Annotated in this window: 29 protein-coding genes and 1 pseudogene; 18 read left to right on the top strand and 12 right to left on the bottom strand. The window is 71.0% G+C overall.

From position 1 onward, the window contains the following. From ACFYX0_RS24340 to ACFYX0_RS24300, 9 genes and pseudogenes are all read left to right on the top strand, one after another. Positions 1 to 405 (top strand): annotated as a pseudogene (locus ACFYX0_RS24340) (SpdA protein); the annotation flags it as partial. Positions 406 to 425: 20 nt separating this feature from the next. After that, positions 426 to 620, top strand: a complete 195-nt coding sequence (locus ACFYX0_RS24335; RefSeq protein WP_388973058.1) for a hypothetical protein — start codon at positions 426 to 428, stop codon at positions 618 to 620. A 1-nt stretch (position 621) separates the two neighbouring features. Continuing rightward, a complete protein-coding gene (locus tag ACFYX0_RS24330; protein ID WP_388973056.1) occupies positions 622 to 813 on the top strand; it encodes a mobile element transfer protein in 192 nt (63 codons plus the stop codon). Positions 814 to 826: 13 nt separating this feature from the next. Then, positions 827 to 982 (top strand): hypothetical protein, encoded by a 156-nt coding sequence (locus ACFYX0_RS24325; RefSeq protein WP_311698311.1) that lies wholly within the window; start codon positions 827 to 829, stop codon positions 980 to 982. A gap of 23 nt (positions 983 to 1,005) precedes the next feature. After that, the gene (locus tag ACFYX0_RS24320; protein ID WP_388973054.1) at positions 1,006 to 1,317 is read left to right on the top strand and encodes a SpdD-like protein; all 312 of its coding nucleotides are present in this window, start codon (positions 1,006 to 1,008) and stop codon (positions 1,315 to 1,317) included. Between the two features lie 90 nt (positions 1,318 to 1,407). After that, positions 1,408 to 1,593: a hypothetical protein gene (locus ACFYX0_RS24315; protein ID WP_388973052.1), complete on the top strand. Its 186-nt coding sequence runs from the start codon at positions 1,408 to 1,410 to the stop codon at positions 1,591 to 1,593. Continuing rightward, positions 1,586 to 2,959 (top strand): replication initiator protein RepSA, encoded by a 1,374-nt coding sequence (gene repSA, locus ACFYX0_RS24310; RefSeq protein ID WP_388973050.1) that lies wholly within the window; start codon positions 1,586 to 1,588, stop codon positions 2,957 to 2,959. The genes ACFYX0_RS24315 and repSA overlap by 8 nt, the downstream gene beginning before the upstream one ends. A 2-nt stretch (positions 2,960 to 2,961) precedes the next feature. Beyond that, positions 2,962 to 3,162 (top strand): helix-turn-helix domain-containing protein, encoded by a 201-nt coding sequence (locus ACFYX0_RS24305; protein ID WP_355903441.1) that lies wholly within the window; start codon positions 2,962 to 2,964, stop codon positions 3,160 to 3,162. Next, a complete protein-coding gene (locus ACFYX0_RS24300) occupies positions 3,162 to 4,403 on the top strand; it encodes a site-specific integrase (RefSeq protein WP_355903438.1) in 1,242 nt (413 codons plus the stop codon). The genes ACFYX0_RS24305 and ACFYX0_RS24300 overlap by 1 nt, the downstream gene beginning before the upstream one ends. Positions 4,404 to 4,510: 107 nt before the next feature. On the opposite strand, the gene ACFYX0_RS24295 is transcribed toward ACFYX0_RS24300, so the two are convergent. Both ACFYX0_RS24295 and dapA read right to left on the bottom strand, forming a co-directional pair. Then, positions 4,511 to 5,014 (bottom strand): hypothetical protein, encoded by a 504-nt coding sequence (locus tag ACFYX0_RS24295; protein WP_388973048.1) that lies wholly within the window; start codon positions 5,012 to 5,014, stop codon positions 4,511 to 4,513. A gap of 63 nt (positions 5,015 to 5,077) precedes the next feature. Continuing rightward, positions 5,078 to 5,980 carry a 4-hydroxy-tetrahydrodipicolinate synthase gene (gene dapA, locus ACFYX0_RS24290; RefSeq protein WP_355903432.1) on the bottom strand — a complete coding sequence of 301 codons (903 nt, stop codon included), beginning with the start codon at positions 5,978 to 5,980 and terminating at the stop codon, positions 5,078 to 5,080. 206 nt (positions 5,981 to 6,186) lie between these two features. Here dapA and ACFYX0_RS24285 point away from each other — a divergent pair, with 206 nt between their 5' ends. Together ACFYX0_RS24285 and ACFYX0_RS24280 are read left to right on the top strand one after the other, a co-directional pair. Continuing rightward, positions 6,187 to 6,336: a hypothetical protein gene (locus tag ACFYX0_RS24285; protein ID WP_388973046.1), complete on the top strand. Its 150-nt coding sequence runs from the start codon at positions 6,187 to 6,189 to the stop codon at positions 6,334 to 6,336. Beyond that, positions 6,333 to 7,031, top strand: coding sequence for a hypothetical protein (locus tag ACFYX0_RS24280; RefSeq protein WP_388973044.1), 699 nt, complete (start codon positions 6,333 to 6,335; stop codon positions 7,029 to 7,031). Before ACFYX0_RS24285 ends, ACFYX0_RS24280 begins: the two co-directional genes overlap by 4 nt. Before the next feature lie 36 nt (positions 7,032 to 7,067). On the opposite strand, the gene ACFYX0_RS24275 is transcribed toward ACFYX0_RS24280, so the two are convergent. Next, positions 7,068 to 7,547 carry a MarR family winged helix-turn-helix transcriptional regulator gene (locus ACFYX0_RS24275; RefSeq protein ID WP_388973042.1) on the bottom strand — a complete coding sequence of 160 codons (480 nt, stop codon included), beginning with the start codon at positions 7,545 to 7,547 and terminating at the stop codon, positions 7,068 to 7,070. Between the two features lie 100 nt (positions 7,548 to 7,647). On the opposite strand from ACFYX0_RS24275, the gene ACFYX0_RS24270 reads away from it, so the two are divergent. From ACFYX0_RS24270 to ACFYX0_RS24255, 4 genes are all read left to right on the top strand, one after another. After that, a complete protein-coding gene (locus ACFYX0_RS24270) occupies positions 7,648 to 8,529 on the top strand; it encodes an NmrA/HSCARG family protein (protein ID WP_388973040.1) in 882 nt (293 codons plus the stop codon). A gap of 172 nt (positions 8,530 to 8,701) precedes the next feature. Continuing rightward, positions 8,702 to 9,127 carry a MarR family winged helix-turn-helix transcriptional regulator gene (locus ACFYX0_RS24265; RefSeq protein WP_388973038.1) on the top strand — a complete coding sequence of 142 codons (426 nt, stop codon included), beginning with the start codon at positions 8,702 to 8,704 and terminating at the stop codon, positions 9,125 to 9,127. Positions 9,128 to 9,269: 142 nt separating this feature from the next. Then, positions 9,270 to 9,923 (top strand): ArsR/SmtB family transcription factor, encoded by a 654-nt coding sequence (locus ACFYX0_RS24260; RefSeq protein ID WP_388973037.1) that lies wholly within the window; start codon positions 9,270 to 9,272, stop codon positions 9,921 to 9,923. Between the two features lie 26 nt (positions 9,924 to 9,949). Beyond that, entirely contained in the window at positions 9,950 to 10,684 is a 735-nt protein-coding gene (locus tag ACFYX0_RS24255) for an SRPBCC domain-containing protein (protein ID WP_388973035.1), read from the top strand. 25 nt (positions 10,685 to 10,709) lie between these two features. Here ACFYX0_RS24255 and ACFYX0_RS24250 read toward each other — a convergent pair whose 3' ends face one another. Then, positions 10,710 to 12,536 (bottom strand): endonuclease/exonuclease/phosphatase family protein, encoded by a 1,827-nt coding sequence (locus ACFYX0_RS24250; protein ID WP_388973033.1) that lies wholly within the window; start codon positions 12,534 to 12,536, stop codon positions 10,710 to 10,712. A gap of 466 nt (positions 12,537 to 13,002) precedes the next feature. Here ACFYX0_RS24250 and ACFYX0_RS24245 point away from each other — a divergent pair, with 466 nt between their 5' ends. Together ACFYX0_RS24245 and ACFYX0_RS24240 are read left to right on the top strand one after the other, a co-directional pair. After that, positions 13,003 to 14,430: a hypothetical protein gene (locus tag ACFYX0_RS24245; protein WP_388973031.1), complete on the top strand. Its 1,428-nt coding sequence runs from the start codon at positions 13,003 to 13,005 to the stop codon at positions 14,428 to 14,430. A gap of 504 nt (positions 14,431 to 14,934) precedes the next feature. Next, the gene (locus ACFYX0_RS24240) at positions 14,935 to 16,380 is read left to right on the top strand and encodes an alkaline phosphatase PhoX (RefSeq protein WP_388973029.1); all 1,446 of its coding nucleotides are present in this window, start codon (positions 14,935 to 14,937) and stop codon (positions 16,378 to 16,380) included. 82 nt (positions 16,381 to 16,462) lie between these two features. On the opposite strand, the gene ACFYX0_RS24235 is transcribed toward ACFYX0_RS24240, so the two are convergent. Further along, positions 16,463 to 16,930 carry a nuclear transport factor 2 family protein gene (locus tag ACFYX0_RS24235; RefSeq protein WP_388973027.1) on the bottom strand — a complete coding sequence of 156 codons (468 nt, stop codon included), beginning with the start codon at positions 16,928 to 16,930 and terminating at the stop codon, positions 16,463 to 16,465. A 144-nt stretch (positions 16,931 to 17,074) separates the two neighbouring features. Here ACFYX0_RS24235 and ACFYX0_RS24230 point away from each other — a divergent pair, with 144 nt between their 5' ends. Further along, positions 17,075 to 17,641: a TetR/AcrR family transcriptional regulator gene (locus tag ACFYX0_RS24230; RefSeq protein WP_355903396.1), complete on the top strand. Its 567-nt coding sequence runs from the start codon at positions 17,075 to 17,077 to the stop codon at positions 17,639 to 17,641. A 57-nt stretch (positions 17,642 to 17,698) separates the two neighbouring features. Here ACFYX0_RS24230 and ACFYX0_RS24225 read toward each other — a convergent pair whose 3' ends face one another. The 7 genes from ACFYX0_RS24225 to ACFYX0_RS24195 all read right to left on the bottom strand — a co-directional run bounded on the left by ACFYX0_RS24225 (position 17,699) and on the right by ACFYX0_RS24195 (position 25,188). Beyond that, positions 17,699 to 18,904, bottom strand: a complete 1,206-nt coding sequence (locus tag ACFYX0_RS24225) for a TerD family protein (protein ID WP_388973064.1) — start codon at positions 18,902 to 18,904, stop codon at positions 17,699 to 17,701. A 118-nt stretch (positions 18,905 to 19,022) separates the two neighbouring features. Further along, positions 19,023 to 20,012 (bottom strand): zinc-dependent alcohol dehydrogenase family protein, encoded by a 990-nt coding sequence (locus ACFYX0_RS24220; protein ID WP_355903393.1) that lies wholly within the window; start codon positions 20,010 to 20,012, stop codon positions 19,023 to 19,025. Beyond that, positions 20,009 to 20,884, bottom strand: a complete 876-nt coding sequence (locus tag ACFYX0_RS24215) for a carbohydrate ABC transporter permease (RefSeq protein ID WP_311700501.1) — start codon at positions 20,882 to 20,884, stop codon at positions 20,009 to 20,011. Before ACFYX0_RS24215 ends, ACFYX0_RS24220 begins: the two co-directional genes overlap by 4 nt. Further along, entirely contained in the window at positions 20,881 to 21,819 is a 939-nt protein-coding gene (locus tag ACFYX0_RS24210) for a carbohydrate ABC transporter permease (RefSeq protein WP_388973025.1), read from the bottom strand. The genes ACFYX0_RS24215 and ACFYX0_RS24210 overlap by 4 nt, the downstream gene beginning before the upstream one ends. After that, complete coding sequence (locus ACFYX0_RS24205; RefSeq protein ID WP_388973023.1) at positions 21,816 to 23,189, bottom strand: ABC transporter substrate-binding protein; 1,374 nt, start codon at positions 23,187 to 23,189, stop codon at positions 21,816 to 21,818. The genes ACFYX0_RS24210 and ACFYX0_RS24205 overlap by 4 nt, the downstream gene beginning before the upstream one ends. A 91-nt stretch (positions 23,190 to 23,280) precedes the next feature. Continuing rightward, a complete protein-coding gene (locus ACFYX0_RS24200) occupies positions 23,281 to 24,051 on the bottom strand; it encodes a DeoR/GlpR family DNA-binding transcription regulator (protein WP_311700498.1) in 771 nt (256 codons plus the stop codon). A gap of 327 nt (positions 24,052 to 24,378) precedes the next feature. Next, positions 24,379 to 25,188, bottom strand: coding sequence for an NAD-dependent epimerase/dehydratase family protein (locus ACFYX0_RS24195; protein ID WP_388973021.1), 810 nt, complete (start codon positions 25,186 to 25,188; stop codon positions 24,379 to 24,381). Positions 25,189 to 25,384 lie beyond the last annotated feature (196 nt).

The following is a 25,384-nucleotide window of genomic DNA, read 5'->3' as shown; positions in this document are numbered from 1 at the left end:
TTCCTGAACCTGGCCCACCCACCCGCTCCACTCCGCCTCGGCATCGCCGGATGGCCCGCCCTCGCCTTCCTCGGCGGAACCCTCCTGGCGCACTCAGCCGAACACCGGACGCCGCTCCCGCCGGCACCCGCCCCCACCCCCGCACCCGATGCCGATCCCGAGCACGTCACCACCCCTACTCCGGAGCCTCAGCACGAGCCCGCTCCGGCACTCACCCAGGACGCTCCGGCTCTGCCTGTGTCCGCCCCGGCGCCTGCGGTTCCGGCGGTGCTGGTCGACCACGCCCGCAAGGTCGCAGACGAGTACCGCACCCGCACCGGCTCCCCGATCGACACCGACACCCTGCGCGCCCGCCTCGGCGTCCCGCCCCACCTCGCCGACGCCATCGCCGCCCACCTCGCCTGACCAGCAAGAGAGGAAGACCGATGACCCATGACCCGGCCGACCTGACCGCCTCCGACTACCTCGACGGCGCCCGCGAGATGACCGCCGCCAACCGGCCCTTCCTCGCCCACCTGCTCGCCCAGGAAGCCGCCCAGCGCACCCCCGACCCCGCCACCGCCGCCGGTATCCGCGCCAGCTTCCCCGACCCGACAACGGCCCGAGAGGAGACCGACTGACATGCCCGCCCGCGACCACTTCCACTCCGTGATGAGCATCGGCCCGGTGCAGATCGGCACCCACCGCGACCACAACGGCCAGACCAAACACGCCGCCGTGTGCACCGCCGACCGCTGCGGCTGGTCCGCCGACTACTCCAGCGCCTCCGCCGCCCAGCTCGCCGCCCGCACCCACCGCTGCCGCGTCCGCTAGGAGACCACCCGCCATGCAGGTCCCTCTCTGGTTCGCCCTGCTCGTCGTCGGCTACCTCGGCATCAAGCTCATCCGCCCGCCCTGGTGGCTCATCGCCGTCCTGCTCCTGGGCGGCTACCTCCTCGCCGACAGCCTCCTCGCCCCCGCCATCAACGCAGCCGTCAAGTAGCCAGCCCCGAAAGGAGAAACACGATGCTCCGCCCGAAGATCCCGACCATGCCCACCCCGACCGGGCGAGTGACCCCGCCCGCCGTTGTCGAGCCCACCGCGGTGGTCCAGCACCGCCTGGCCCCTGCTGCGGCCGAGCCCGCAACGTCCCGTCCGACGGTCCAGCTCACCCCCGGTACTGCGCTCGCCCTGGTTGGCGGTGGCACGGCCGTGGTCCTGGTCGTCGGCGCCGTCCTCGTCTCGATGCTCCTCGCGGTCGCCATCACCGGCGTGTCCGTCGCCGTCTGCGCCCTGGTGATCCGCTCCCTGATCAGCGCCGAAGCCAAGCGACGCTGACCGGCCCCCGGGCGGCTCCGATACCGCCAAGCATCCGCCGCCCGGGCGTCGTCCCTGCCCGATCACATGGAACCGGAAGGAACGTCCAGCATGACCCACCGCACCACGCCCCGGCCCCGCATCTGCGGCAACTGCGACGGCTTCGCCTCCGTCGCCATCACCCTCGGAGGCCGCGACGCCCGCGGCCACCTGCGCACCATCACCGCACACTGCCCCGCCTGCCACGGCACCGGCACCGTTCACCGCCCGGCCGTCCGGGAGGGCGCCCGTGCCTGACACGCTGCTCGACCCGACCACCCTCAGCGACCTGCTGAGGGTGGCCTCGGCCCCCGACTACACCCGCTGGGAAGACCAGATCCGCCGCACCGGCGGCTGCGCCGACCCCATCCACCTGCGCGGCTGGACCCTCCACAAGGACAAGACCACCGGCGAGACCCTGCGCCACTACACCACCGAGCACGAGCCCGGCGGCCGACTCCGCGTCGCCTGCGGCAACCGCCGCGCCTCCCGCTGCCCCTCCTGCGCCTGGACGTACGCGGGCGACACCTACCACCTCATCCGCGCCGGACTCGCGGGCGACGACCGCCGGGACATCCCCGCCACCGTCCGCGATCACCCGCGCGTCTTCGCCACCCTCACCGCCCCGTCCTTCGGCCCGGTCCACAACCGCCCCGACTACGGCGTCTGCCGCTGCGGCACCCGCCACGGCGCCGACGATCCCACCCTTGGCACCGCCCTGGACCCGGCCACGTACGACTACGCGGGCGCCGTCCTGTTCAACAACCACGCCGGGCAGCTCTGGCAGCGCTTCACCAACCGGCTGCGCCGCGAGATCGCCGCCCGCGCCGGCCTTTCCCAGAGGGAGCTGAAGGAGTGCGCGCGGCTGTCGTACGGCAAGGTCGCCGAGTTCCAGAAACGCGGTGCCGTGCACTTCCATGCAGTGATCCGCCTCGACGGTCCCGACGGCCCGGACACCCCGCCGCCGTCCTGGGCAACGGTCGGCCTCCTCACCGGCGCGATCCGTGCCGCCGCCACGCACTCGTACACCTCGGTCTCCGTTCCGGCCGCCGAGGACCAACCGGCCCGCACGTTCCGCTGGGGCACCCAGCTCGACGTCCGGCCCGTGAAGGCCTTCGGCGACGGCTCCGAGATCACCGAACAGGCGGTGGCCTCCTACGTCGCCAAATACGCCACCAAGGCCGCCGAGACGACCGGCACTCTCGACCGCCGCATCGGCGAACTCGCCGAGCTCGACCGCCACCAGGTCCCCGACCAAACCCGCCGACTCATCAAGGCATGCAAGGAGCTCGACCCGTTGTACCCCGACCGCCGCCTCTGGGCCTGGGCACACATGCTCGGCTTCCGGGGCCACTTCTCCTCCAAGTCCCGCCGTTACTCCACCACCCTCGGGGCCCTCCGCCAGGAACGCGCCGACTACCGCGCCGCCCAGGAACGCGAAGCCCTCGGCCTGGACGACTGCGAACCGGACACGGTCCTGGTCCTGGCCGACTGGCAGTACGCCGGACACGGCCACACCCCCGGCGAATCCGCCCTCGCCGCCACCATCGCCCGCGACCTCCAGTTCAACCGCGAGACCGCGCGCGAAGCACTAGCAGACCTGCCGGACGAAGGGGAGTGGTGACCATGGCGATACGCCTGCCCGGCCGATACCTGACGCCTGAGGACCTGGTCGAGCTGTTTGAACTCCCCAGCGTCGAGACGCTCTACCAGTGGCGGAGAAAGCGCATCGGTCCCCGCGGATTCCGTGTCGGCCGGCATCTCCGCTACGACCCCGATGACGTCCGCGCCTGGGTCCAGTCCCGCATGGAAGGAGCCGCTGCCTGATGGCCGGACACATCCAAGACCGCTGGTACAAGAGCGTTCCCGGAGCGGACGGCAAGACGGTCAGGGTCAGGACTGATCGCTACGGCGTCGGCCACCGCTACCGTGCCCGGTACATCGCGCCAGACGGCTCCGAGAAGTCCAAGAGCTTTCCGGACAAACAGAAGCGCAAGGCCGAAGCCTGGCTGTCCAACATCGAAGCAGACATGTCGCAGGGGCGATACATCGACCCGGCCGCGGGCTCGATCACCTTCGGCCAGTACGCCAAGGAATGGATGGCGGCGCTCACCATCGATCCGGTGACCCGCGAGAGCGTCGAGATCCGGTTGAGGGTCCACGCCCTTCCGTACCTCGGTGACCGGCCGATGGCGTCATTCCGGCCGTCGCACCTTCGTGCGTGGATGCGAGAGCTGGAGGCGACGGGACGCGCGGCGTCCTACCGGCGGTCGATCTTCGCCAACGTGTCGGCGGTGTTCACGGCGGCTGTGGAAGACCGGATCATCGCCGAAAACCCCTGCCGGGCACGTTCAGTGCGAGCGCCGTCCCTCGATGCCCGCAAGGTCAAGCCATGGTCCATCGAGCGCGTCATGGCCGTGCACGAGGCGTTGCCAGATGCCTACCAGGAGATGGTGTCCCTGGGGGCGGGCTGCGGCCTCCGTCAAGGCGAGATTTTCGGTCTGGCGGTAGAGGATGTCGACTTCCTCGGCGGCACGGTTCACGTCGTCCGGCAGATCAAGGTCATACGAGGCGTCCACCTGGTGTTCGGGCCGCCCAAAGGCGGCAAGGAACGTCAGGTGCCGTTGCCCGAGACGGTCTCGTTCGCACTTGCAGCGCACATCACGAAGCACGAGCCGGTAGAGGTCACCTTGCCTTGGAAGACCCCGGACGGCCCGCCCGTCACGGCCTCGCTGCTGTTCGTCAACACTCGGAGTCAACCGCTGCACCGGTTCCGCTTCAACAGGTCGTTCTGGCGTCCTGCCCTCACTTCCGCCGGCATCCCGCTCGGACGCGAGAACGGCATGCACGCCCTTCGCCACTTCTACGCCTCCGTGCTCTTGGACGCGGGGGAGAGCATCAAGGCCCTGAGCGAGTACCTCGGTCACCACGACCCGAGTTTCACCCTGCGCACGTACACGCACCTGATGCCGAACAGTGAGGCGCGCACCCGGGCCGCCGTGGATCGGGTCTTCCGGGACCCGGGTGACGCCGATGACGGCCCCGATACGGCCCATGGGACGAGTTGAGCCCCTGACCTGCATCGCAATCAGAACAGCCACAACTGACGGCCCGAACGCCCGCTCGGCGGGCGCCCCGTCTCACGAGCGCCCCGCCGACCCGGCGGGGCGCTCGTTCATGTCGTCACCGAGGTCGCGAACTCCGTCAGTGTCGCGAAGTCCTCCCCGCGGAGCCCGATTCGGGGGTCCACCTGGTGCAGCAGGGCCGGTGCCGCGTGGTGGGCGGTGACGTACGCCTGGTCCGCGGGGGTCTGTTCGTCGTCCACCCAGGCGAAGGGCCGGCCCCGGGCGTACGCGACGATCGCCTCGGTCTTCCAGTGCACGCCGTCCGGGCGCAGGGCGAACAGGCCCGCGCCGAAGTCGACGTAGGGCAGTTCCGGCAGGCCGATGACCGGGCCGATCCAGCGGTTCGCGGCGTCCATCCACGTGGACGCCCAGCACAGGTCGTACCCGAGCGCCAGCAGCGCCGGGCCGTGTCCCGGGTGGAGCCACACGCGCAGCGCCCGCCCGGGGTGCAGGGCGACCCTGATCGTCGTATAGCCCTCCGGGCGCCGCTCCGGCTGGGCCGCCCACGGGTTGAGGGGGCCGTCGACGTCGAGGAAGAGCAGGGGCCGGTCCACGCGGCCACCGTACGGCAACGGCGGCGCGCGGCCCGGGTGCTTTTCTTCCCCGTCCGGGGCGGATCAGCCGGCCGTCAGTCGTTCGTACACCGTCAGCAGGTCCTCGGTCGCCTCGCGGTCCGCGGGTCGTAGCGGTGCGCGGACCGGGCCCGCGGGCAGGCCGAGGGCGCCGAGCAGTGCCTTGGCCGTGACCGAGCCGGGCAGACCCGCCGCCATCATCGCCTCGATCAGGGGCAGCGCCCGGTGCTGCAACCGGGCGGCCTCCGCGGTGTCGCCCGCGTCGAAGGCGTCCAGCACGGACCGCATCCGGCGTGGGGCGACGTTCGCCACCGTGCTGACGAAGCCCGCGCCGCCCACCGCGTACAGGGCGAGGTTGTGCTCGTCGCAGCCCGCGTAGTAGGCCAGGTCCGTCCGGGAGATCACCTTCTGGATGCCGAGGAAGTCGTAGGAGCAGTCCTTGACCGCCACGATCCTGGGGTGTTCGGCGAGACGGAGCATCGTGTCGGGCTCGATGCGGGTGCCCGTGCGGCCGGGGATGTCGTACAGCGCGAGCGGCAGCCCCGACGCGTCCGCGACCTCCCGGAAATGCCATGCGAGGGCGTCCTGCGGGGGCTTGCTGTAGTACGGGCTGACCACCAGCAGACCGTCCGCACCCGCCTTCTCGGCCGCCAGGGCCAGCTCGACGGTGTGCCGGGTGTCGAACGTGCCCACGCCCGCCACCAGCGAGGCCCGGTCGCCGACCGCCTCCCGGACGGCTCCGATGAGGGCCGACTTCTCGGCGTCCGTCGTGGTCGGGGACTCGCCCGTCGTTCCGTTCAGCACCAGTCCGTCGCACCCCTCGGACACCAGCCGGTCGGCCAGCCGCCGGGCCCCGTCGAGGTCGAGCGCGCCCTTCTCGGTGAAGGGCGTGACCATGGCGCAGAGGGCGCGGCCGAAGGGCGGGGGCGTGGATGCGGTCGTCGTCATGGGAGTAGTGTCGACTGATCGATCGTGAAGCTCTACTTAATTCTTCTACATGCTATTCATTAGGGATTCTGGTGGATGGGGGGCTCGAGCGTGGAGGGGTGGAAGCACTCGGGGCGCGTTCAGGGGCGCGAAGCGGTGTGCGGTGGTGCCGAATCGGGCGGGGCGGGTCACCATGGCCGGGACGGTCACCAACCGTGGGAGGCGTCATGAAGCTGGGCAAGGCACTCGCCACCGGGGTCGCGGAGGAGCGTTCGGAGGTTCCCGAGGAAGAGACGGGTCTTCGCGCGGCGGACGTCACCGACGCCGTCGAGGAGCCCGCGGCGCCCGCCCTCGAAGAGGTCCCGGCCGCCCGATGAGGCTGCGGCTCCCCGAGGAACGCCCGACGGAGCCGCCGACCGGATACAAGATCGCCCACCCGGTGCTGTCCCAGGACGGCGGCCGGGCCGGGTTCACCGGTGTGTCCCTGGGCGGTGCACTGCCCTACGGAGTCCTCGACGACGCCCGGTGTGTGTACGGGCGTCGGCACCGCGCGCCGCACCGCCGCTGCGACTGCGGCTTCCACTGTGTGCACGACCGTACGGCCGCCGAGGCGCTGCTGTGCACCGAGGAGCACCGGGCGGCCGTGCTGCTGGAGGTCTCCGTGCTCGGCGCGTACATCCGCTTCGAACAGGGTTTCCGGTGTGCCCGCCAGCGGGTGCGGACCATGACGGTCGGCCCGTGTGTGTGCGGCGGCGCGCCGGTGGCCCTGGCCGACGCGGGCTGGGGGCGCCCAGGTTGGCGCGCGCTCGGGCCGGCGTGCGCGGGGTGCGTACGCGGCCGTACCTCACTGTCGCCCGCGGTGTTCGCGCGGCTCGCCGGTGGCGAGCTGCGGGTACGGACCGGCCGGGGAGGCGGGGGTCATCCCACCGCCGGCATTGACGTGGGCAGGGGCCACCCCGCCACCGGACTCGACGTGTCCGAGCTGGCCGCCGAGGCGGCTCTGCTCCAGGCGCGACTCGACTGGTTCCAGACCCAGTTGGCCCGCCTGGAGGAGCGGGGGCCGAAGGGGTAGGGGCGTCGCGCCCTGTTCCCGGGCCGGGCCCGATGATCAGTCCGGCTTGGGCAGGGAGCGCAGGTGCCGCATCTGCTCGTGGCTGAGGTCGTAGGCCTGCCGCATATGGCGGGTGATCACCTCCAGCTCGTCCTCGGTGTGGCCGTCGAGCAGGGCCCCCCAGGCCTGGCCGAGGTCGTCCCACACCGCGGTGACCCGGGCGATGCGCTCGGGGACCGGGGTGACCAGCACCCGCCGGCGATCCTGCCGGTCGGGGGTGCGGGCCACATAGCCCCCTCGTTCGAGCCGGTCCACCAGCCGCGTCGCCGACCCCGTGGTCAGGCCCGTCATGTCGGCGATCTGCCGCACGGTCAGCGGTCCGGGCTCGGCCGTGAGCAGGCTGAGGCACTGCACATCGGTCGGATGCAGACCGAGGTGATCGGCGACGGCCTGGTTGAACAGCACATACGCCGCGAGATAGCGGCGGGACTCCAACGACAGCTCCTCGTACAGCCGCTCCCGACGCGACTCCGCCATCCGGCTCACATCCCCTTTGCTGCGTGACGCAGTGTTTCTGTATTCTACTGCGCGACGCAGTTAATGCGTCTCGCAGTCATTCTATTCTGGGGGAGAACCCATGCTCACCGTCGCCGTCAGCGGAGCCACCGGAGTCCAGGGCGGGGCCACCGTCCGCGCCCTTCTCCTCGCGGGCCACCGGGTGCGCGCACTCACCCGCGACCCCGGCTCGCCCGCCGCCGACACCCTGCGCGCCCTCGGTGCCGAGGTGCGCCGAGCCGACTTCGACGACCGCGCGTCCCTCGACGCGGCCCTCGCCGGAGCGGACTCGCTCTTCGCCGTCACCACCCCGTTCGGCGCCGACACCGCCGTCGAGACCCGACAGGGCAAGGCCCTCGTCGACGCGGCGGCGGCCGCCCGCCTCGGGCACATCGTGCTGACCTCCGCCGCGCACGCCGACCGCGGCACCGGTGTCCCGCACTACGAGAGCAAGCACCTGGTCGAGCGACATCTGCGTGCGGCCGGAGTGCCGTGGACCGTGATCGCTCCGGCGGCGTTCATGGAGAACTACTCCGGCGGCTGGACGCTCGACACCCTGCGCGAAGGCGTCTTCGCCTGGCCCATGCCCTCGGGCCGTCCGTTCACGCTCATCCCCGCCGAGGACGTCGGGGCGTTCGCCGCGCTGACCCTCCAGCGCCGCGACGACTTCGCCGGACAGCGCATCGACATCGCCTCCGACGTACGCACCCCGAGCCAGATCGCGGAGACTCTCGCCGCAGCCATCGGCAGCCCGATCGTCCATCAGGAGGTGCCCCTGGCCGATGTGCGGACCTGGTCCACCGACCTGGCCGCGATGTTCGAGTACATCACCGCCTCCGGCCTGGACGTCGATGTTGCCGGGCTGCGCCGCGACCACCCCGAGGTCGGCTGGCACGACTTCACCGACTGGGCCGTCGGCCAGGACTGGGCCGCACATCTCGCCTCCGTGCCCGCCCACCGGTGACACCCGCCCGGGGAACGCGCCGCCCCGGCGTCAACTCGCCCCGGCCGCAGGTCCCCGCGGGGCAATCATGCGGACCCTCCGCGTGGCAACCGCGCGGAGGGTCCGCGCGGCATCTATGCAGGGAGTCCGCAGGGCAACCACGCCTACCCACGCAGAAAGGCACCGCACCTCCATGAAGCCGATCGGCTACTGGCTCAATCGCACCGACCGAGCCCTCACCCGCTCCATGGACGCCACGCTGGAGGAGTTCGGTCTCACCCGGATCGCCTGGCAGGTCCTCAACACCCTTCGGGAGACCCCCGATTCCGCCGACGCCGACGTCCTGGAGGCGCTCTCCGCCAACGCGGACGCGCGCACGCTCACCACCGCTGTCGACACCTTGCTCGCCGACGGCTGGGCGATGCGTCCCGCGCCGGGCCGGCTCGCCCTCAGCGACGGCGGCCGTGAGCGTCTCGCCGCTGTCGCGCAGCGCGTCGAGGCGTTCCGCGCCATGGCGATGACCGGTATCACCCCGGACGAGTTCCGTGCGGCCGTTCTTGTTCTGGAGCGCATGACTCACAACGTCGAGACGGCGATGAGCGCGGCTTCCCGGTCCTGACGGGCTGACGGCCTGACGGCCGCGGCGTCGTAAGCCGTCCGCGGCAGGTTCCGTCGCGCTCCGTCCCGCTCCCCGCCCGCCCCTATCACCGAACACTTCACCCGTCTGGACAAAAAAAGTTTTCGGTGACAGGGTGGGCTGCATGCTGGACGTGACCGTGATCGAGGACGCCGAAGCCGCAGCCGTGTCGCTGGACCCAGTGCGGGCCCGGCTGCTCGCCGAACTGGCGGCCGGGCCCGCGTCGGCCGCCATGCTGGCCGGCCGGGTCGGACTGCCCCGGCAGAAGGTGAACTACCATCTCAAGGCCCTGGAGCGGCACGGCCTCGTCGAACTGGCCGGAGAGCGCCGCAAGGGCAATGTCACCGAGCGGCTGATGCAGGCCACCGCCGCCTCGTATGTGATCAGCCCGCTGGCACTCGCCCCCGTGCAGCCGGACCCCGACCGGTTCCGCGACCAGCTCTCCGCCCGCTGGCTGCTCGCCCTCGGCGCCCGCCTGGTGCGGGACGTCGGCTCGCTGATCACCGGCGCCGCGAAGGCCCGCAAGCGGCTCGCGACCTATGCGCTGGACGGCGAGGTCCGGTTCGGGTCGGCCGCCGACCGTGCCGCGTTCATCCAGGAGCTGACGGCGGGCGTCAGCGCCCTGATCCGCAAGTACGACGCCCCGGACGCCGAGAGCGGCCGTGACCACCGGATCGTGGTCGCCGTCCACCCCACCCTCAAGCCCGGGTCCGCCGAGCCCGCACCCGAGCCCGAGCCCGGGTCCGAGGCGCCTTCGGTCCCCGAACTCCCCGACTGACCCACCCACTTCGCGCAGGAGCCATCATGTCCAAGGAATTCGAGATCGCCCGAGAGTTCGAGGTCGACGCCACGCCCGAGGAGGTGTGGGAGGCGATCACCCGTGGCACCGGCGGCTATCTCTGGCCGATGGAGCCCCCGGAGCCCCGGGTGGGCGGCGCCGGACCCTTCGGCTCCGAGGTCATCGCCTGGGACCCGCCGCACCGCTACGTCAACCGGGTCGCGAACGTCGAGGGCATCTCCCAGCAGACCCTCAACCAGCTCGACCACACCATCGAGCCGCGTGACGAGGGCCGTCGCGCCTGGGTGCGGTACGTGCACAGCGGGATCTTCGTCGACGACTGGGACAACCAGTACGACGGGGCGAGCAAGCACACCGACTTCTATCTGCACACCCTGCGCGAGTATCTGACCCACTTCGCGCCGCGCCCGGTGACCTTCGCGACCCTGAACGGCCCGGAGGCGTCCACCGGTGCCGACGCCTTCACCATCGTCGCGGGGGCCCTGGGCCTGCCCGAGGACACCGCCGAGGGGGCCCGGGTCAGCGTCCGGGGACCCGGCGGGCAGTCCCTGGACGCCGTGCTGGACTTCCGCAACCCGTATTTCATCGGGCTGCGCACCGAGGACGCCCTGATCCGCTTCTTCGGCCGCAATCACTGGGGCGCCCCGGTGGGCGTCAGCGTCCATGACTTCGCCCCGGACGCCGACGCCAAGGCGAACGAACTCGCCTGGCAGCAGTGGCTGGACGAGGCCTACGCCTGACCCCGTCCAGCACACCCCGCGGGTGCTACGGGCGGAACCGCAGCACCTGCGGGTCGTGGTCGCTGATCTGGTCGTGGAACTCCGAGTTGATGTGCACGCTGTCGTAGTCGAGGTCGCAGCCGCGGCGGATCGACGGGCTCACCAGGATCTGGTCGAGGACCTGGCTGTTGCCCTGGTAGTCGTACGTGTACCGCTCGCTCTTCGGCAGCGACTTGATCGCCGACCACAGCTCGCCGTCACCCTCGAGGATCTTCGTGGTGTCGGAGAACTGGAAGTCGTTCATGTCGCCGAGCGCGATGACCTCGGCGTTCTTCTGGGTGTCGAGGATGTTCTCGACGAAGGTGTGCACCTCGGTCGCCTGAAGGTGGCGCTGGGTCTCGGAGCTGCGCGCCGGCGGCTGGTACTGCGCAGTCAGCCCCTGGTCGCCGCCCTTGGAGGTGAGGTGGTTGGCGATCACGAAGACCGTCTTGCCACGGAAGGCGAACTCGCCGACGAGCGGCTTGCGGCTGGCCTTCCAGGCGTCGCTGCCCGGGTCGATCCGGCCGGGGGAGGCCGTCAGCTGCGCCTTGCCGTGCACCTTGGTGACGCCCACGGCGGTCGTGGAGCCGCCCCCCGGGCGGTCGGTGAACGAGACCCGCTCGGGGTTGAAGAGGAAGACCTGACGGATGTTGCCGCCGGGCTCGCCGCCGTCCTGGTCGTTGACCGGGTCGATCGAGCGCCACTCGTACTTCGGGCCGCCCGCCGCGACTATCGCGTCGATCAGCTTGTTCACCGTCTGGCTCGCGTCGACCGTGCCGTCGTCCTTGGCACCGTTGTTGTCCTGGATCTCCTCCAGGGACACGATGTCCGGCGACTGCAGGTTGTTCACGATCGCGGCGGCGTGGGCCGCGAAGGTGCCGTCGGACGGGTCCAGGTTCTCCACGTTGTACGTCGCCACGGCCAGCTCGCCGCGCCCCTGCTTGCGGGTCGTCTCGCGCTTGAGGCCCCCGCTCTCGAGGGTGCCGAGCTTGCTCGCGACCAGGGTGTAGCCGCCGAACTGGTTGTAGTCCAGCGGACCCGTGGTCTGCCCGGTGAGCGTGTCACCGACGTCGGCGGCCGGGAAGTCGGCGGTCGAGCCGAGCGACTGGATCTGCAGCCGGCCCGAGTTCTGGGACGTGTAGGAGCCGTAGACCGTGCCGCCGCGGCGGTCGGCGTGCTCATGCGGCTTCACCGTGACCCACAGCTCGGTGTACGGGTCGGTGGCGGTGACCACACGGGCGTCGGCGACCTGGACGTTCATGTCCTCCAGGGACTCGTAGTAGTCCAGGGCGTACTTCGACGGTTCCAGGGTGAGTCCGTTGACCGAGCCGCCCGCGGCGGTGTCGCCCGCCGGGGTGTACGCGGCGGGCACCGACCTCGCGTCGATGACGACGGGCGCCGGAACGGCGTTGCCGCTGGAGAGGACCGTCACCGTCGGCTTGGTGATCTCCGTCACCGACTGGTTGCCGGACGAGGCACCGCCCGGGACGTACTCCGAGACCGTGCCCGTCACCGTGACCGAGTCGCCCGCGGCGACCTTCGGGGTGGAGCTGGTGAAGACGAAGACGCCCTCGCTGGTGGCCGGGTTGTCGTCCGGGTTCGGGTCCTGCATCCAGAACCCCTTCGACGAGCCGTACGTCCGCACACCCGTGACGATTCCGGCCACATCCGTGACCTTCTGGCCCGCGAGCGGAGATATCCGGGTGGTGCCCTGGATGTCATGGATACGCACGGTGTCCGCGTGGGCCGGCGCGGTGAGCACCACACCGGACAGCGCGGAGCAGACGGCAGCGACGGTGAGCGCGGCGAGACGCGCGGAAGACTTGCTCGGCAACGGGATCCCTCCGGGGACATACGTGGGTGCCGGGACGTGAGTGGAGCGTGGAACAGTGGCGGCCGCGACCGGTGGGCGGCGGCACACGTTGACATCAGGTTGCACAAGTGGCACAGGTTGCGCATGTTGAACGTGTGGAAGGCGAAGGGCGCCGATGAGCACGCGTGAGCGCCGGTGAGCGCACGGCGAGCACCGGTGAACGTCATGACCACCGACGAGGCCTGTGATCGCCGGTGTGCACAGACCGCACGCTCACGATCACCGAACGCATCTTGGTGAACAGGTGTCCCCCGACTTCTACGCGCGTCAATCTCCTGTGTTTCCGGGCCAGTTGTCAAGGTTTCGGCCATGTACGGTGCCCGGCTGAGAGATGAACCGGGCGGCATGGGTGGAAATCCGTCTAGGCTGAGCCGTGTGTTTCGGGGCGCCCCCTCGGCCCTACGTACGTCCCAAGGAGACCCAGCCGATGTCAGACAGCTCCCCCTTGCCGCCTGTTCGGCTGCGCTCCGAAGCGGAGCTCGCACGGGACGCGCTCGCCGCACCGCTGCTCTCCCGCGCCGCCCGGCTCGCCCGCTGGGCCGGGCCGGACATCCGTGTCGGCGGCGGGGGCGAACTCGTCGAGGAGCAGCTGCCCGCCGCGGCCGAGGTCCTCGGCCTGACCGGCGAGGACGCCGCCGCTCTGGCCAGTGAGGCCTGGCGGGTCGCCGTGGACACCGGACTGGTCGAGATCGTCGACGAGGAGGAGGGGACGGTCACCCGGGGCGCCGACCTGGCGCTGCTCACCTCCGGCAGCCCGAACGACGTGCTCGCCGTGTGGCTCGGCGCGCTGGAGACCGTGCTCGCCGACGCGAGCGTGCCCGACCTCGACGACCTCGTCGACGCCATGGACGAGGGCGGCGAGATCGACTTCTCGTCCCTCGACTGGGACCCGGAGGCGGAGGCCGACTTCCTCGACGGCGTGCTCGCCAACCTCTATCTGCTGACGGTCAGCGAGGAGGGGCCCGGCGACGGCCCGGTGCCGCTGCCCGCGCTCGCCGCGTCGATGATCGTGCCCGACGACATGGGCGACCCCACCAACGACGTCCTCGAGCAGGTGTCGGACGCCATGATGCGGCTCGACGACCAGTTCCGGATCCTCGAACCGATCGGACTCGTCGACTTCCAGCCGGTCGACGAGGCGCTGATGGCCGACCCCGAGGAGGACCCGGCCGCGGCCGTCGACGAGACGGACGTCAGCCGGTACGGGATGGTACGGCTGACCCCGCTCGGTCTGTACGGGATGCGCGCGCGGCTGCTGGAGGCCGGGATGGCCGCCCCCGCGGTCGGCGAACTGGCGGACAAGGGCGCGGACGCGCTGCTCGACGGCACCTCGGTGTTTCCCCCGGCGGCGGCGCAGGCCGAGATCGAGCAGTGGCTCGCCCGCCGCGAACCGCTCACGGCCGCACGGGAGTTGCTGGACGCGGCGCGCGGTTCGGACGCGGGTGCGCCGCTGCGCCGGCTGCGCTGTCAGCAGGCGCTGTCGCTGGTCGGGCCGGAGGCGGAGCCCGCGCTGCGCGAGGTGCTGGATGACGCGGAGCTGGGCGGCCTGGCACGGGTCTGGCTCGCCGAGCGCGGGGTGGCCGATGTGCCCGCGCCGCCGGAGTCGATGATCTTCTGGCTGACCATCGACACCGTGGCCGCGCAGCTTGCGGCGGAGGGCAACTCCGCAGAGCTGCAGGGCCTGGTGGAGGGTCTGGCGGCGCAGCACAGCGGTTTCTTCGCCACGGCGTGGCGGGTGGACCACCCCGCGACCCCGGACGTCCTGGAGGCGATGGGACGCCTGCACCCGGACAAGAAGCTGGCGAAGGAGGCCCGGAAGGCGGCCTTCAAGGCGCGCAGCCAGCAAGGGAACTGAGAAGCGGAGGGTTCGGCCGCGGGCGGGTGCCCGGTGGGTCCGCGGTCCGATGGAAGCTGCGGTCCGGGTGAGTCCGAGGAGCGGCTGAGGTCGCGGTCGGGGTGAGTCCGAGGAGCGGCTGAGGTCGCGGTCCGGGTGAGTCCGAGGAGCGGCTGAGCCCGCGGTCGGGGTGAGTCCGAGGAGCGGCTGAGGTCGCGGTCCGGGTGAGTCCGAGGAGCGGCTGAGGTCGCGGTCGGGGTGAGTCCGAGGATCGGGTGAGTCCGTGGTCCGGCGGCGTCGGCGGACGCCGTGGAGGCGAGGGCGGCGGGGCCCGTCGTCATTGCCCTGTCATGGCTCGCCGTTGAGACGCGGGCCCTGTTCCTGGGCAGGGCTTGGGGGATTCATGGAACAGCGTCCCCGGGCGTCGGCCGGTGTTCAGGCGGAGTTCACGGCCGGGGGGAACTGTGTGCCCGGCGACGAGGTCCGCCGAGCCACCCCCCGACCGCCTCTCTCCCAGGAGCCAGCATGTCGCTCACCCGCAGGGACTTCGCCAGACGCTCCGCGCTCACCGGCGCGGGCATCGCCCTGGCCGGCAGCGTCGGTGCCCTCGCCACCGCGCCGGGCGCGCTCGCCTCCACGGACACCGAGACAGCGGGCGACGAGACGGAGGACCGGCACTCCGGCCTCGGCTACGGACCGCTGATCCCCGACCCCCAGGGCATCCTCGCGCTGCCCGCCGGGTTCTCCTACCGGATCGTCACCTACAGCGGGAAGACCAAGCTGGAGACGGGCGAGTTCACCCCCTCCAACCACGACGGCACCTCCGCCTTCGACGGACCGCGCGGCGCCACCCTCCTCGTCAACAACCATGAGCTGAAGGGCCCCCGCGCCGACTGGGCCCACCCCGTGCCGCTCACGGAGGGACTCGTCTACGACCCGGCCGCGTCCGGCGGCTGCACAGTGGTCGAGGTCCGGCACGAGCATGTCGCCGAGTGGGTCGGCATCGCGGGCACCTCCACCAACTGCGCGGGCGGCAACACCCCGTGGGGCACGTGGCTCACCTGCGAGGAGACCGAGGACAAGGCCGGCAAGAACGGCATGACCAAGGACCACGGCTACGTCTTCGAGGTCGACCCGGAGGACCGCCGCGCCAACCGCGACCCCAAGCCCCTCAAGGCGCTGGGCCGTTACGCCCACGAGGCCGTCGTCGTCGACCCCAAGCGTGGCCACCTCTATCTGACCGAGGACGCCTCCGGCCCGAACGGCCTGCTCTACCGCTGGACCACGCCCGAGGGCTTCCACCACGGCCGCGGCAGGCTGCGCACCCTCGCCGACGACGCGGGCCGCCTCCAAGCCTTCAAGTGCTTCGACTCCGGCGGCCGGTTCGTCGACGACCTCTCCCGGGCCACGAAGATCGGCACGGTCTACGGCGTCGACTGGATCGACGTCCCGGACCGCGACGCCACTACCGTCTCCGTGCGCAAGCAGTTCGCGTCCGGGGAGGTCACCCGCGCCCGCAAGCTAGAGGGCATGTGGTGGGGCGACGGCGGCACGTACATCGTCTCGTCCTACGCCCGCGAGGAGAGCCCCGTCCAGCACGACGGCCAGGTCTGGTTCTACGACCCCCGGCGCCGCACCCTGACGCTGAAGGTCCTGCTCGGTGTGAACCCGGACCCGGCGAAGGAGGGCGGCTTCGACGGTCCGGACAACATCACCGTCTCGCCGTACGGCGGCCTGGTCATCGCCGAGGACGGTGCGGGCGTCCAGCACCTCTTCGGCGCCACCGACAGCGGCCGCACCTATCCGATAGCCCGCAACGAGCTGAACATCGGCTCCGCGGAGGAGCCGGAGTACAGCGAGTTCACGGGCGTCACCTTCTCCCCCGACGGGAAGACCCTGTTCGCCAACATCCAGGAGCCCGGCATCATGCTGGCCGTCACCGGCCCCTGGAAGCGCCAGAAGCGCCACTGACCTCCGGCGTACCGTTCCCCGCAGGGCCCGCGCTTCGTTGCGGGCCCTGCCCCGTGAGAGGGGGCGACCCGCTCTGACCCGGTCACCCGGACCGGCGGCCGTCGAGCAGGGCGGCCACGGCGGGCAGCCGCCCGAGCGCCCGGGACACGCCGAGACCGTCCATGTAGTCGCGCACCTGTACGAGCGCACCGTCGCGGACCCGCATCACCAGAAGCCCGGGGAACGCGAACGGCTCTCCCGTGCCGGTCACGGTCCCTGTGACGGTCTGCTCGACGGTGATCACCTCGGGGTCGGTGGACGTGTGGACGGCCACCTCCAGGATCCGCTCGGGCAGCGCCGGGCTCGCGTCCCAGGCGGCCCTGTATCCCGCGCGCACCTCTTCGCGTCCGTGGAAGCGGGCGGGCATGCCCGGGAAGAGGAACGGGAACTCGTGCACGCCGTCGACCGCGTAAAGATCGGCCAGGTCGTCCGCGGACCGGTCGAGGATCGCGCGGCGGTAGCGGGCCAGTACGCCGAGAGGGCCGGGCTCGGCCGGGGGAGTGGGGGACATGCCGTCGGGTTCCCTTCGGTCGCCGTGGCGGAGCGGTCCCGTCCCGGGGCGGTGGCGTGCGGTCCCGGGAAATAAGCGGGGACTGTCTCCGGTTGATTCCCGTTAAAGTACGGAAGGGATCCCCGGTTCGCAAGGAGTGTCCGGATGGCACAGGTCAGGCCCATGCGAGCGGACGCCAGGCGCAACTACGAACGGTTGCTGAAGGCGGCGGCCGCCGCCTTCGCCGAGCACGGCGAGAACGCGTCGCTCGATGACATCGCCAAGCGGGCGGGCGTCGGATCCGGCACCCTGTACCGGCACTTCCCCACGCGGCAGGCGCTGTTGGAGGCGGCCTACGTCGACCGCATCGAGGCGATCGCGGCCAGGGCCGACGCGCTCGCGGCCGAACTGCCGCCGGGCGAGGCCCTGACGCAGTGGCTGCACGAACTGTGCGTCGGGACGATCCAGGTGCGCGGGCTCAAGGCCCTCGTGGGGTCGGCCGTCGCGGACGGCGGTTCGGCGGCGCTCACGGTCTGCGGCACCTCGATCAAGGGGGCGGCGACGCGCCTGGTGGAGGCGGCGCAGCGAGAGGGGACCCTGCGCGCGGACATCGAGCCGATCGAGGTGCTGAGACTGGCGCACGGCGTGACGACGGCGTCGGAACTGGCGGACGGCGAGGGCACGCACATCCGCCGCTATCTCTCGCTGCTCACGGAGGGGCTGCGGCCCTAGAGCTCCGCTGCGGAACTGCGGGCCCCGGCCGAGGGTCCGCAGGTGCCGTACGAATGTCTACAGGGCTCCCGCCGCCGGCTCCACCATGTTGCGCACCGTGCGCGCCTCGACGAAGTCGCCCATGGCGGTCATGTCCCACTCCCCGGAGAACTGCCGGATCAGCTTGGCCATCATCACGCCCGTCCGCGCCTCGGCGTTCGTGAGGTCGAAGCGCACCAGTTCCTCGTCGGTCGCGGCGTCCACGAGCCGGCAGTACGCCTTGGCGACCTCCGTGAACTTCTGCCCGGAGAAGGAGTTCACGGTGAAGACCAGGCCCGTGACCTCCTGGGGAAGGCGTCCGAGGTCGACCGTGATGACCTCGTCGTCGCCTCCGCCCTCGCCCGTGAGGTTGTCGCCGGAGTGCTTGACCGCGCCGTTGAGAATGCTCAGCTTGCCGAAGTAGCAGCTGTCGACGTGGTTGCGCTGCGGACCGTAGGCGATGACCGACGCGTCCAGGTCGATGTCCTTGCCCCGGAACGCGGGCTCCCAGCCGAGACCCATCCTGACCTGGGACAGCAGCGGACGGCCGGCCTTGACCAGGGACACGGTCTGGTTCTTCCGGAGGCTGACCCGGCCCTTGTCGAGGTTGATCTTCCCCGCGCCGGGAGCCGGGGCGGGCGGAGCCGGGGGCGCGGCCGGCGCCGGGGGAGCGACGACGGCCGCGGCGGGCGGGGCGACCGGGGGCTGTGCCGCGGGTGCCGGGGCGGCCACCGACTGTGGGGGCGCGGCCGGCTCCTCCACCGTGACACCGAAGTCCGTGGCGATGCCCGCCAGCCCGTTCGCATACCCCTGCCCGACCGCGCGGGCCTTCCACGCGCCGCCTCGCGCATAGACCTCCACGACCACCAGGGCCGTCTCCGTGCCCAGCTGCGGCGGAGTGAACGTGGCCAGGACGGTGTTGTCGTCCGCGTTGCGAATCGTGGCCGTCGGCTCGATGCCCTGGAAGGTCTGGCCGGCGGCGTCGGGGCTCGCCGTGACGACGATCTTCTCGATGCCCGTGGGGACGCCGGTCGTGTCCACCATGATCGAGTCGGGGCTCGTACCCCCGCCGGAGCGGTAGGTGACACCGGGGCCCGAGGGCTGGTTGTAGAAGATGAAGTCGTCGTCGGAGCGCACCTTGCCGTCGGCGGTGAGCAGCAGGGCCGAGACATCGAGCCGCACCGGGGCGGCCACGTCGACCGTCACGCGGGTGGCTCCGAGCGGGATGTTCGAGCCGGGGGTCATAGCTGTCATGCCTCGTGAACGAACGACGCCGCTTTACCGTTCCCTTACCGACGACCGTATGGCTGAGACGGCCGACCCCCGGGCCGCACCGCTACGGCAGGGCCACGATCCCCCGCCCCTACGGCACGACCACGATCTTCCGTCCCACGCCCGCCGCGAACTGCCCCAGCGCGTCCGGGTACCGCTCCAGCGGGATGCGGTCGCTGATGAACACGCCGGGGTCGAGCACCCCGCCCGCGAACAGCTCGGCCGCCCGCTCGAAGCTGTGCAGCACCGCCATCGAACCGGTGATGGTGATCTCCTGGTTGTAGATGCGGTACGGATCGATCGAGACCCGGGTCGCGTAGTCCGCGACGCCGAACTGAAGAAACGTGCCCGCCTTGGCCACCCGCCCGAGGCCGTCCTGGATCGCCGCCGCATTGCCCGTGGCGTCCACCACCAGGTCCCAGCCCTGCGGGCGGTCCAGTTCGTCGGCGCTCGCCGCGGACGCCGTGACACCGAGCCGGCGCGCGGTCTCCAGCCGCGCCGGGTTCACGTCCAGCACGTCCACGCTCGCCGCGCCGGTGCGCTTGGCCAGCTCCAGCATCATCAGGCCCATCGTCCCGGAGCCGTAGATCAGCACATGCGCGCCCAGCTGCGACTTCAGCACGTCGTAGCCGCGCACCGCGCAGGACAGCGGCTCGATGAGCGCCGCGTCCTCGGTGCGGACGTGCTCGGGGAGCTTCACACAGTTGGCCACGGGCGCGACCGCGTACTGCGCCGCCCCGCCGGCCGTCGTCACCCCGATCGCCGCCCAGCGTTCGCAGAGGTTGTTGTGTCCCCTACGGCAGTAGCGGCACTCGAAGCAGTACAGGGACGGGTCGACCGCCACCCGGTCGCCCTCCGACACCTCGGTGACCTGCGTGCCCACGCCGACCACCACACCCGCGAACTCATGTCCGGGCACGATCGGCAGCTTGGGCGCAAACTCGCCCTGGAGGATGTGGAGATCGGTGCCGCACAGCCCGCAGGCCGCGACCTCGACGACGACCTCGCGGGGCCCGGGCGTCGGGTCCGGGACCTCGGTGACGACGGCGCGGCCCACGGACTCGATGACGGCGGCCTTCATTTCACGGCTCCCAACGACAGGCCCTGGACCAGCTTGTCCTGGGCGGCGAATCCCGCGGCGAGCACCGGCAGGGAGATGACGAGCGACGCGGCGCACACCTTCGCCAGGAACAGGCCCTGACTGGTGATGAAGCCGGTCAGGAAGACGGGGGCGGTCTCGGCGACCACACCCGTGAGCACCCGGGCGAAGAGCAGCTCGTTCCAGCTGAAGATGAAGCAGATCAGGGCGGTGGCGGCGATGCCGGGCAGGGCGATGGGGGCCACCACGCGCGCGAGGATCGTGGGCAGCCGGGCGCCGTCGATCTGCGCCGCCTCGATCACCGCCACCGGGACCTCGGCGAGGAACGACTGCATCATCCACACCGCGATCGGCAGGTTCATGGAGGTGTAGAGGATGACCAGCAGCCAGATGTTGTCGAGCATCCCGGTGTTCTTCGCGAACAGATAGATGGGCAGCAGTCCCGCCACCACCGGCAGCATCTTGGTGGACAGGAAGAAGAACAGGACGTCCGTCCACTTCTTCACCGGGCGGACGGACAGCGCGTATGCCGCCGGGAGGGCCAGCAGCAGGACGCACAGCGTCGACACCAGGGACGCCGTCATCGAGTTGATGAGCGCGGGCCAGGGGCTCGCGCCGCCGCCCGCGCCGAAGAAGTCGCGGTAGCCGTCCAGGGTCAGGGCGGCCCCGAAGGACGGGGGGTTGGTCGCGGCGTCGGTCTCCGAGTGGAACGACGTCAGGGCCATCCAGGCGATGGGCAGGAAGAACACCACGGCGATCAGCCAGGCCAGCAGGCCGAGCCCCGCTCCCCGGCGGCGCCGGGTGCGTACGGTGGCGGTACGACGGACGGCGGTTCGTTCGGCGACGGCACTCATGCGCGGGACACCTCCTCGCGGAACAGGGACGACACCACGCGCAGGGCGAAGGTCGCGATGATGATCGAGCCGATGACGACCAGGACGCCGGCGGCCGAGGCCAGACCGTTCTCGTGGGCCTGGTAGAAGCTCTGGTAGACGGTGTAGGGCAGGTTCGCGGTGCCCAGCCCGCCGGAGGTGAGGGTGAACACCGCGTCGAAGTTCTGGACGATGTAGATCGAACCCAGCAGGGCGCCGAGTTCCAGGTAGCGGCGCAGGTGCGGAAGGGTGAGATGGCGGAAGATCTGCCAGTCGCTCGCGCCGTCCACCCGCGCGGCCTCGATCTGCTGCTGGTCCCGGCTCTGCAGGCCGGCCAGCAGGATCAGCATCATGAACGGCGTCCACTGCCAGACCAGCGAGGCCTCGACCGCGAGCAGCGGGGTGTTCGAGATCCAGTCGGGCTGGGGGCCGCCCACATAGTGCAACAGCCCGTTGAGCAGACCGTATTCGGGGTTGTAGAGCACATGTTTCCACAGCAGGGCCGCGGCGACCGGGACCACCAGGAAGGGGGCGATCAGCAGGGTGCGGACCACGCCGCGGCCCCGGAACCTCCGGTTGAGCAGCAACGCGATGACCAGGCCCAGGACCAGGCTGACCAGGACCACCGTGGCCGTCAGCAGGACCGTCGTCCACACCGAGTGGCGCAGATCGGGGTCGGTCAGGACCTGGCGGTAGTTGTCGACACCGGTGAAGTGCCGGTCCTTCGGGTAGAGGGCGTTCCAGTCGAAGAACGAGATCACCAGGGTCGCCACGAACGGCAGCTGGGTCACCACGATCATGAAGACCAGCGCGGGCAGCAGCGGGGCTCGGGTGGCCCACGCGCGCATACGGTTCGGCGGCCGGGTCGCCGGCCGCGCGGGGGCGGCGGCGATCCGGGCGGAGGTGGTGATGCTCATGATCCCTCGTACTTCTTGGCGACGGCCTCGGCGAGCGCCTGCGACTTCTTCAGCGCGCTGTCCACGGACTCCCGGCCGGCGATGGCGGAGCTGATCTCCTGGGAGACCTTGGTGCCCAGGTCGGTGAACTCGGGGATGCCGACGAACTGGATGCCGGGGGCGGGACGGGGCTGCACGCCCGGGTCGTTCGGCTTGGCACCGGATATGGCGTTCCGGGTGACGTCCGCGAAGGCGGAGGCCTCCTTGCGGTACTCCGGGATGTCATAGGTCGACGAGCGCTTGCCGGCCGGCACGTTGGACCAGCCCGCCTTCTTGCCGACGAGGTTCTCGTAGCCCTTGCCGGACGCCCAGGAGATGAACTTCCAGGCGTCGTCGGGGTGCTGGGACGCCTTCTGGATGCCCCAGGCCCAGGTGTAGAGCCAGCCGGAGCTCTCCGTCCTGTCGACCGGGGCCGGGACGTAGCCGATCTTGCCCTTGACCGGGGAGCCGGCGGCCTCCAGCGAGCCCGCGCCCGAGGTGGCGTCGTACCACATGGCCGTCTTGCCCTGCGTCATGTTGTTCAGGCACTCGGCGAAGCCGGACTGCGCGGCCCCGGACTCTCCGTGCTTGCGGACCAGGTCGACGTAGAACTGCGTGGCCTTCTTGAACTCCGGGGAGTCCACCTGTGCCTTCCAGTCCTTGTCGAACCAGGTGCCGCCGAAGGTGTTGACGACCGTGGTCAGCGGCGCCATGACCTCGCCCCAGCCGGGCAGCCCGCGCAGGCAGATGCCCTTCATCCCGGGCTCGGCGCCGTCCGCCTCGGCGGCCAGGTCGGCGACCTGCTGCCAGGTGGGCTTGGCCGGCATGGTCAGGCCCTTCTTCTGGAAGACGTCCTTGCGGTACATCAGGAAGGAGGACTCGCCGTAGAAGGGCTCGCCGTAGAGCTTGCCGTCCGCGGCGGTGAGGGCCTGCCGCATGGGGGCGAGGATGTCCTGCTGGTCGAAGGCGGTGTCGCTCTTGACGTACGAGTCGATCGGGTGGAGCCAGCCGTTCTTGGCGTAGATCGGGATCTCGTAGTTGCTGAGCGTGGCGACGTCGTACTGGCCCGCCTGGTTGGCGAAGTCCTGGCTGATCTTGTCTCGGACGTCGTTCTCCGGGAGGACGGTGAAGTTCACCTTGATCCCGGTGTCCTTGGTGAAGTTGTCGGCGGTGAGCTTCTGCAGCTCCACCATCTGCGGGTTGTTCACCATCAGGACGTTGACCGTGTGGGCGGAGGAGCCTCCGCCTGCGCCGCCGGCGCCCGAGCAGCCGGTGAGCAGTGGAGTGATCAGCGTCCCTGCGGCGGCCACGGCGTACAGGGTTCGGGGGGTGCGTCGGCTCTGGGTTCCCATGAAGTGCTCCTGGACATATGGGGAGGTACGGGGTCACACAGGCGTGGGTGTGCCCACTGGGGGACGGTGTCGGATCGTTTGACGGTCTGTTTCAGACGCGGATGACATGCGGGCCGTGCAGCGAGTAGCGGTGGGCCTCGGACGCGGGCAGCAGCGTGCTCGTGACGATCGCCTCCAGGGCGCCGACCTCCGCGAACCGGCAGAAGCTCACCGCCCCGAACTTGGTGTGCACCCCCGCGAAGACCGTCCGGCGCGAGGCGCGGATCGCCTGGGCCTTGACCTCGCTGACCGCCGGGTCGGGCGTGGTGAGCCCCTGTTCGCGGGAGATGCCGTTGGCGCCGATGTACGCCAGGTCGATGACGAACCCGGCGAGCATCTTCGTCGTCCAGTGGTCGACGGTGGCGAGGGTGCCCGGCCGCACCCGGCCGCCCAGCAGCAGGACCGAGGTGTTCTCGGCCTCCGCCAGCGCGCCCGCGGTGGCCAGGGACGCGGTGACCACGGTCAGCGGGCGGTCCCGGGGCAGGGCCTCGGCGATCAGCTGCGGGGTGAAGCCCTCGTCCACGAAGACGGTCTCGGCGTCCCCGAGCAGCTCCGCCGCGGCGGCCGCGATCCGGCGTTTCTCGGGCACATGGCTGGTGGCGCGGAAGGCGAGGGTCGTCTCGAAGCCGGCGCTCTCCACGGGATACGCGCCGCCGTGGGTGCGGCGGACCAGCCCGTGGTCCTCCAGGGCGCGCAGATCACGGCGTACGGTCTCCTTGGCCACGCCCAGCTCGGCGGCCAGTGCGCTGACGTCGACCGAGCCCGCGCGGCGGGCGGCCTTGACGATCTCGCGTTGGCGTTCTTCCGCACTCTTCGCGGCCACCGCCGACACCTCCCTGCTGTGCCCTGTGCTTGTGCGCCCTGTGCCAGGGCGTCTTCGCGGCGCCCTGACCGGTGCTGCCCGTTCGGGCCCGAACAGGCCCGAACGGGCCCGGTGGGGGCCATGGGGGAAGTTCTACAGCGGTCGTGCGGCGCTGACCAGGTCTGTTGCTTGCCCGACTGTGCCCGATCGGGCCCGTGTGGCTGAAAGTGTGTTCGCCTCGGACCTGCGGCGGAGCGGGGTGATCGGTGGGATCGGGCGCATTTGGTGCCCGAAAAGCGGAGCGGGCGGGCCCGTTCGGTGCCCGCCCGCCCGTCTCGGCGCGTTCCGTCAGTACGGCCAGATCGGCGGGTCGGTGACGAAGTGGCCGCCGAGGCACGCATGGGCCGGGTTGTCCGGGGCCAGCTCGCCCTGCTCGGCGATGAGCGCCGCGGCGTAGGGCTCGGAGTCGTCCTGCGGGTCGTAGCCGAGCGCCCGCGCGGCGGTCAGGTCCCACCACAGGCGGGTGTTGGCAGAGGAGCCGTAGACGACGGTGTGTCCGACCTTCTCGGCGGTCAGGGCGGCGTGGAAGAGGCGGGCGCCGTCGTCGGGGCTCATCCAGACGGAGAGCATGCGCACGCTGGTCGGCTCGGGGAAGCAGGAGCCGATGCGCACGGAGACCGTCTCCAGGCCGTGCCTGTCCCAGTACAACTGGGCGAGGTCCTCGCCGAAGGACTTCGACAGCCCGTAGAAGGTGTCCGGGCGGCGCGGGGTGTCGACGGGGATCAGCGGGTCGTCGCCCTGGGGGCGCGGGGTGTAGCCGACCGCGTGGTTGGAGGAGGCGAACACGATCCGGCGTACGCCCTCCTCGCGCGCCGCCTCGTACAGGTGGTACGTGCCCTCGATGTTGGACTTCAGGATCTTCTCGAACGTGGACTCCAGGGAGATGCCCGCGAGGTGGATGATCGCGTCGACACCCCGCACGGCCTCCCGCAGGGCCCCCCGGTCCGCGAGGTCCGCGGTGATCGCGTCCGGCTCGTCCTCGATGGGGCGCAGGTCGAGGAGGCGCAGCCGGTAGCCGTACTTGGGCAGCAGTTCCCGCATCAGGGTGCCGAGTCCGCCGGCGGCGCCGGTGAGCAGGACGGTGCGGGGAGCGGGCATCCTCGGTTCTCCTCTGGTCGATCGCATTCGTATACAGCGTTCACATTCATGGACACGCTAGGGATCTCTGGTCTCGCCCGTCAAGTGTCGCGCGCCGACGCGGAATCCGCCTCTGTGTTGCCGGTTTGCGCGCTTGACCCGCCCTGAGGTGGCGCCTTAGCGTGGGCGCGTTCAGAAACATGGACGTGGATCAGAA

The organism is Streptomyces sp. NPDC002573, from assembly GCF_042889625.1.
Lineage (GTDB): Bacteria > Actinomycetota > Actinomycetes > Streptomycetales > Streptomycetaceae > Streptomyces > Streptomyces gibsoniae.
This window is presented reverse-complemented; position numbering and strand designations above follow the sequence as displayed.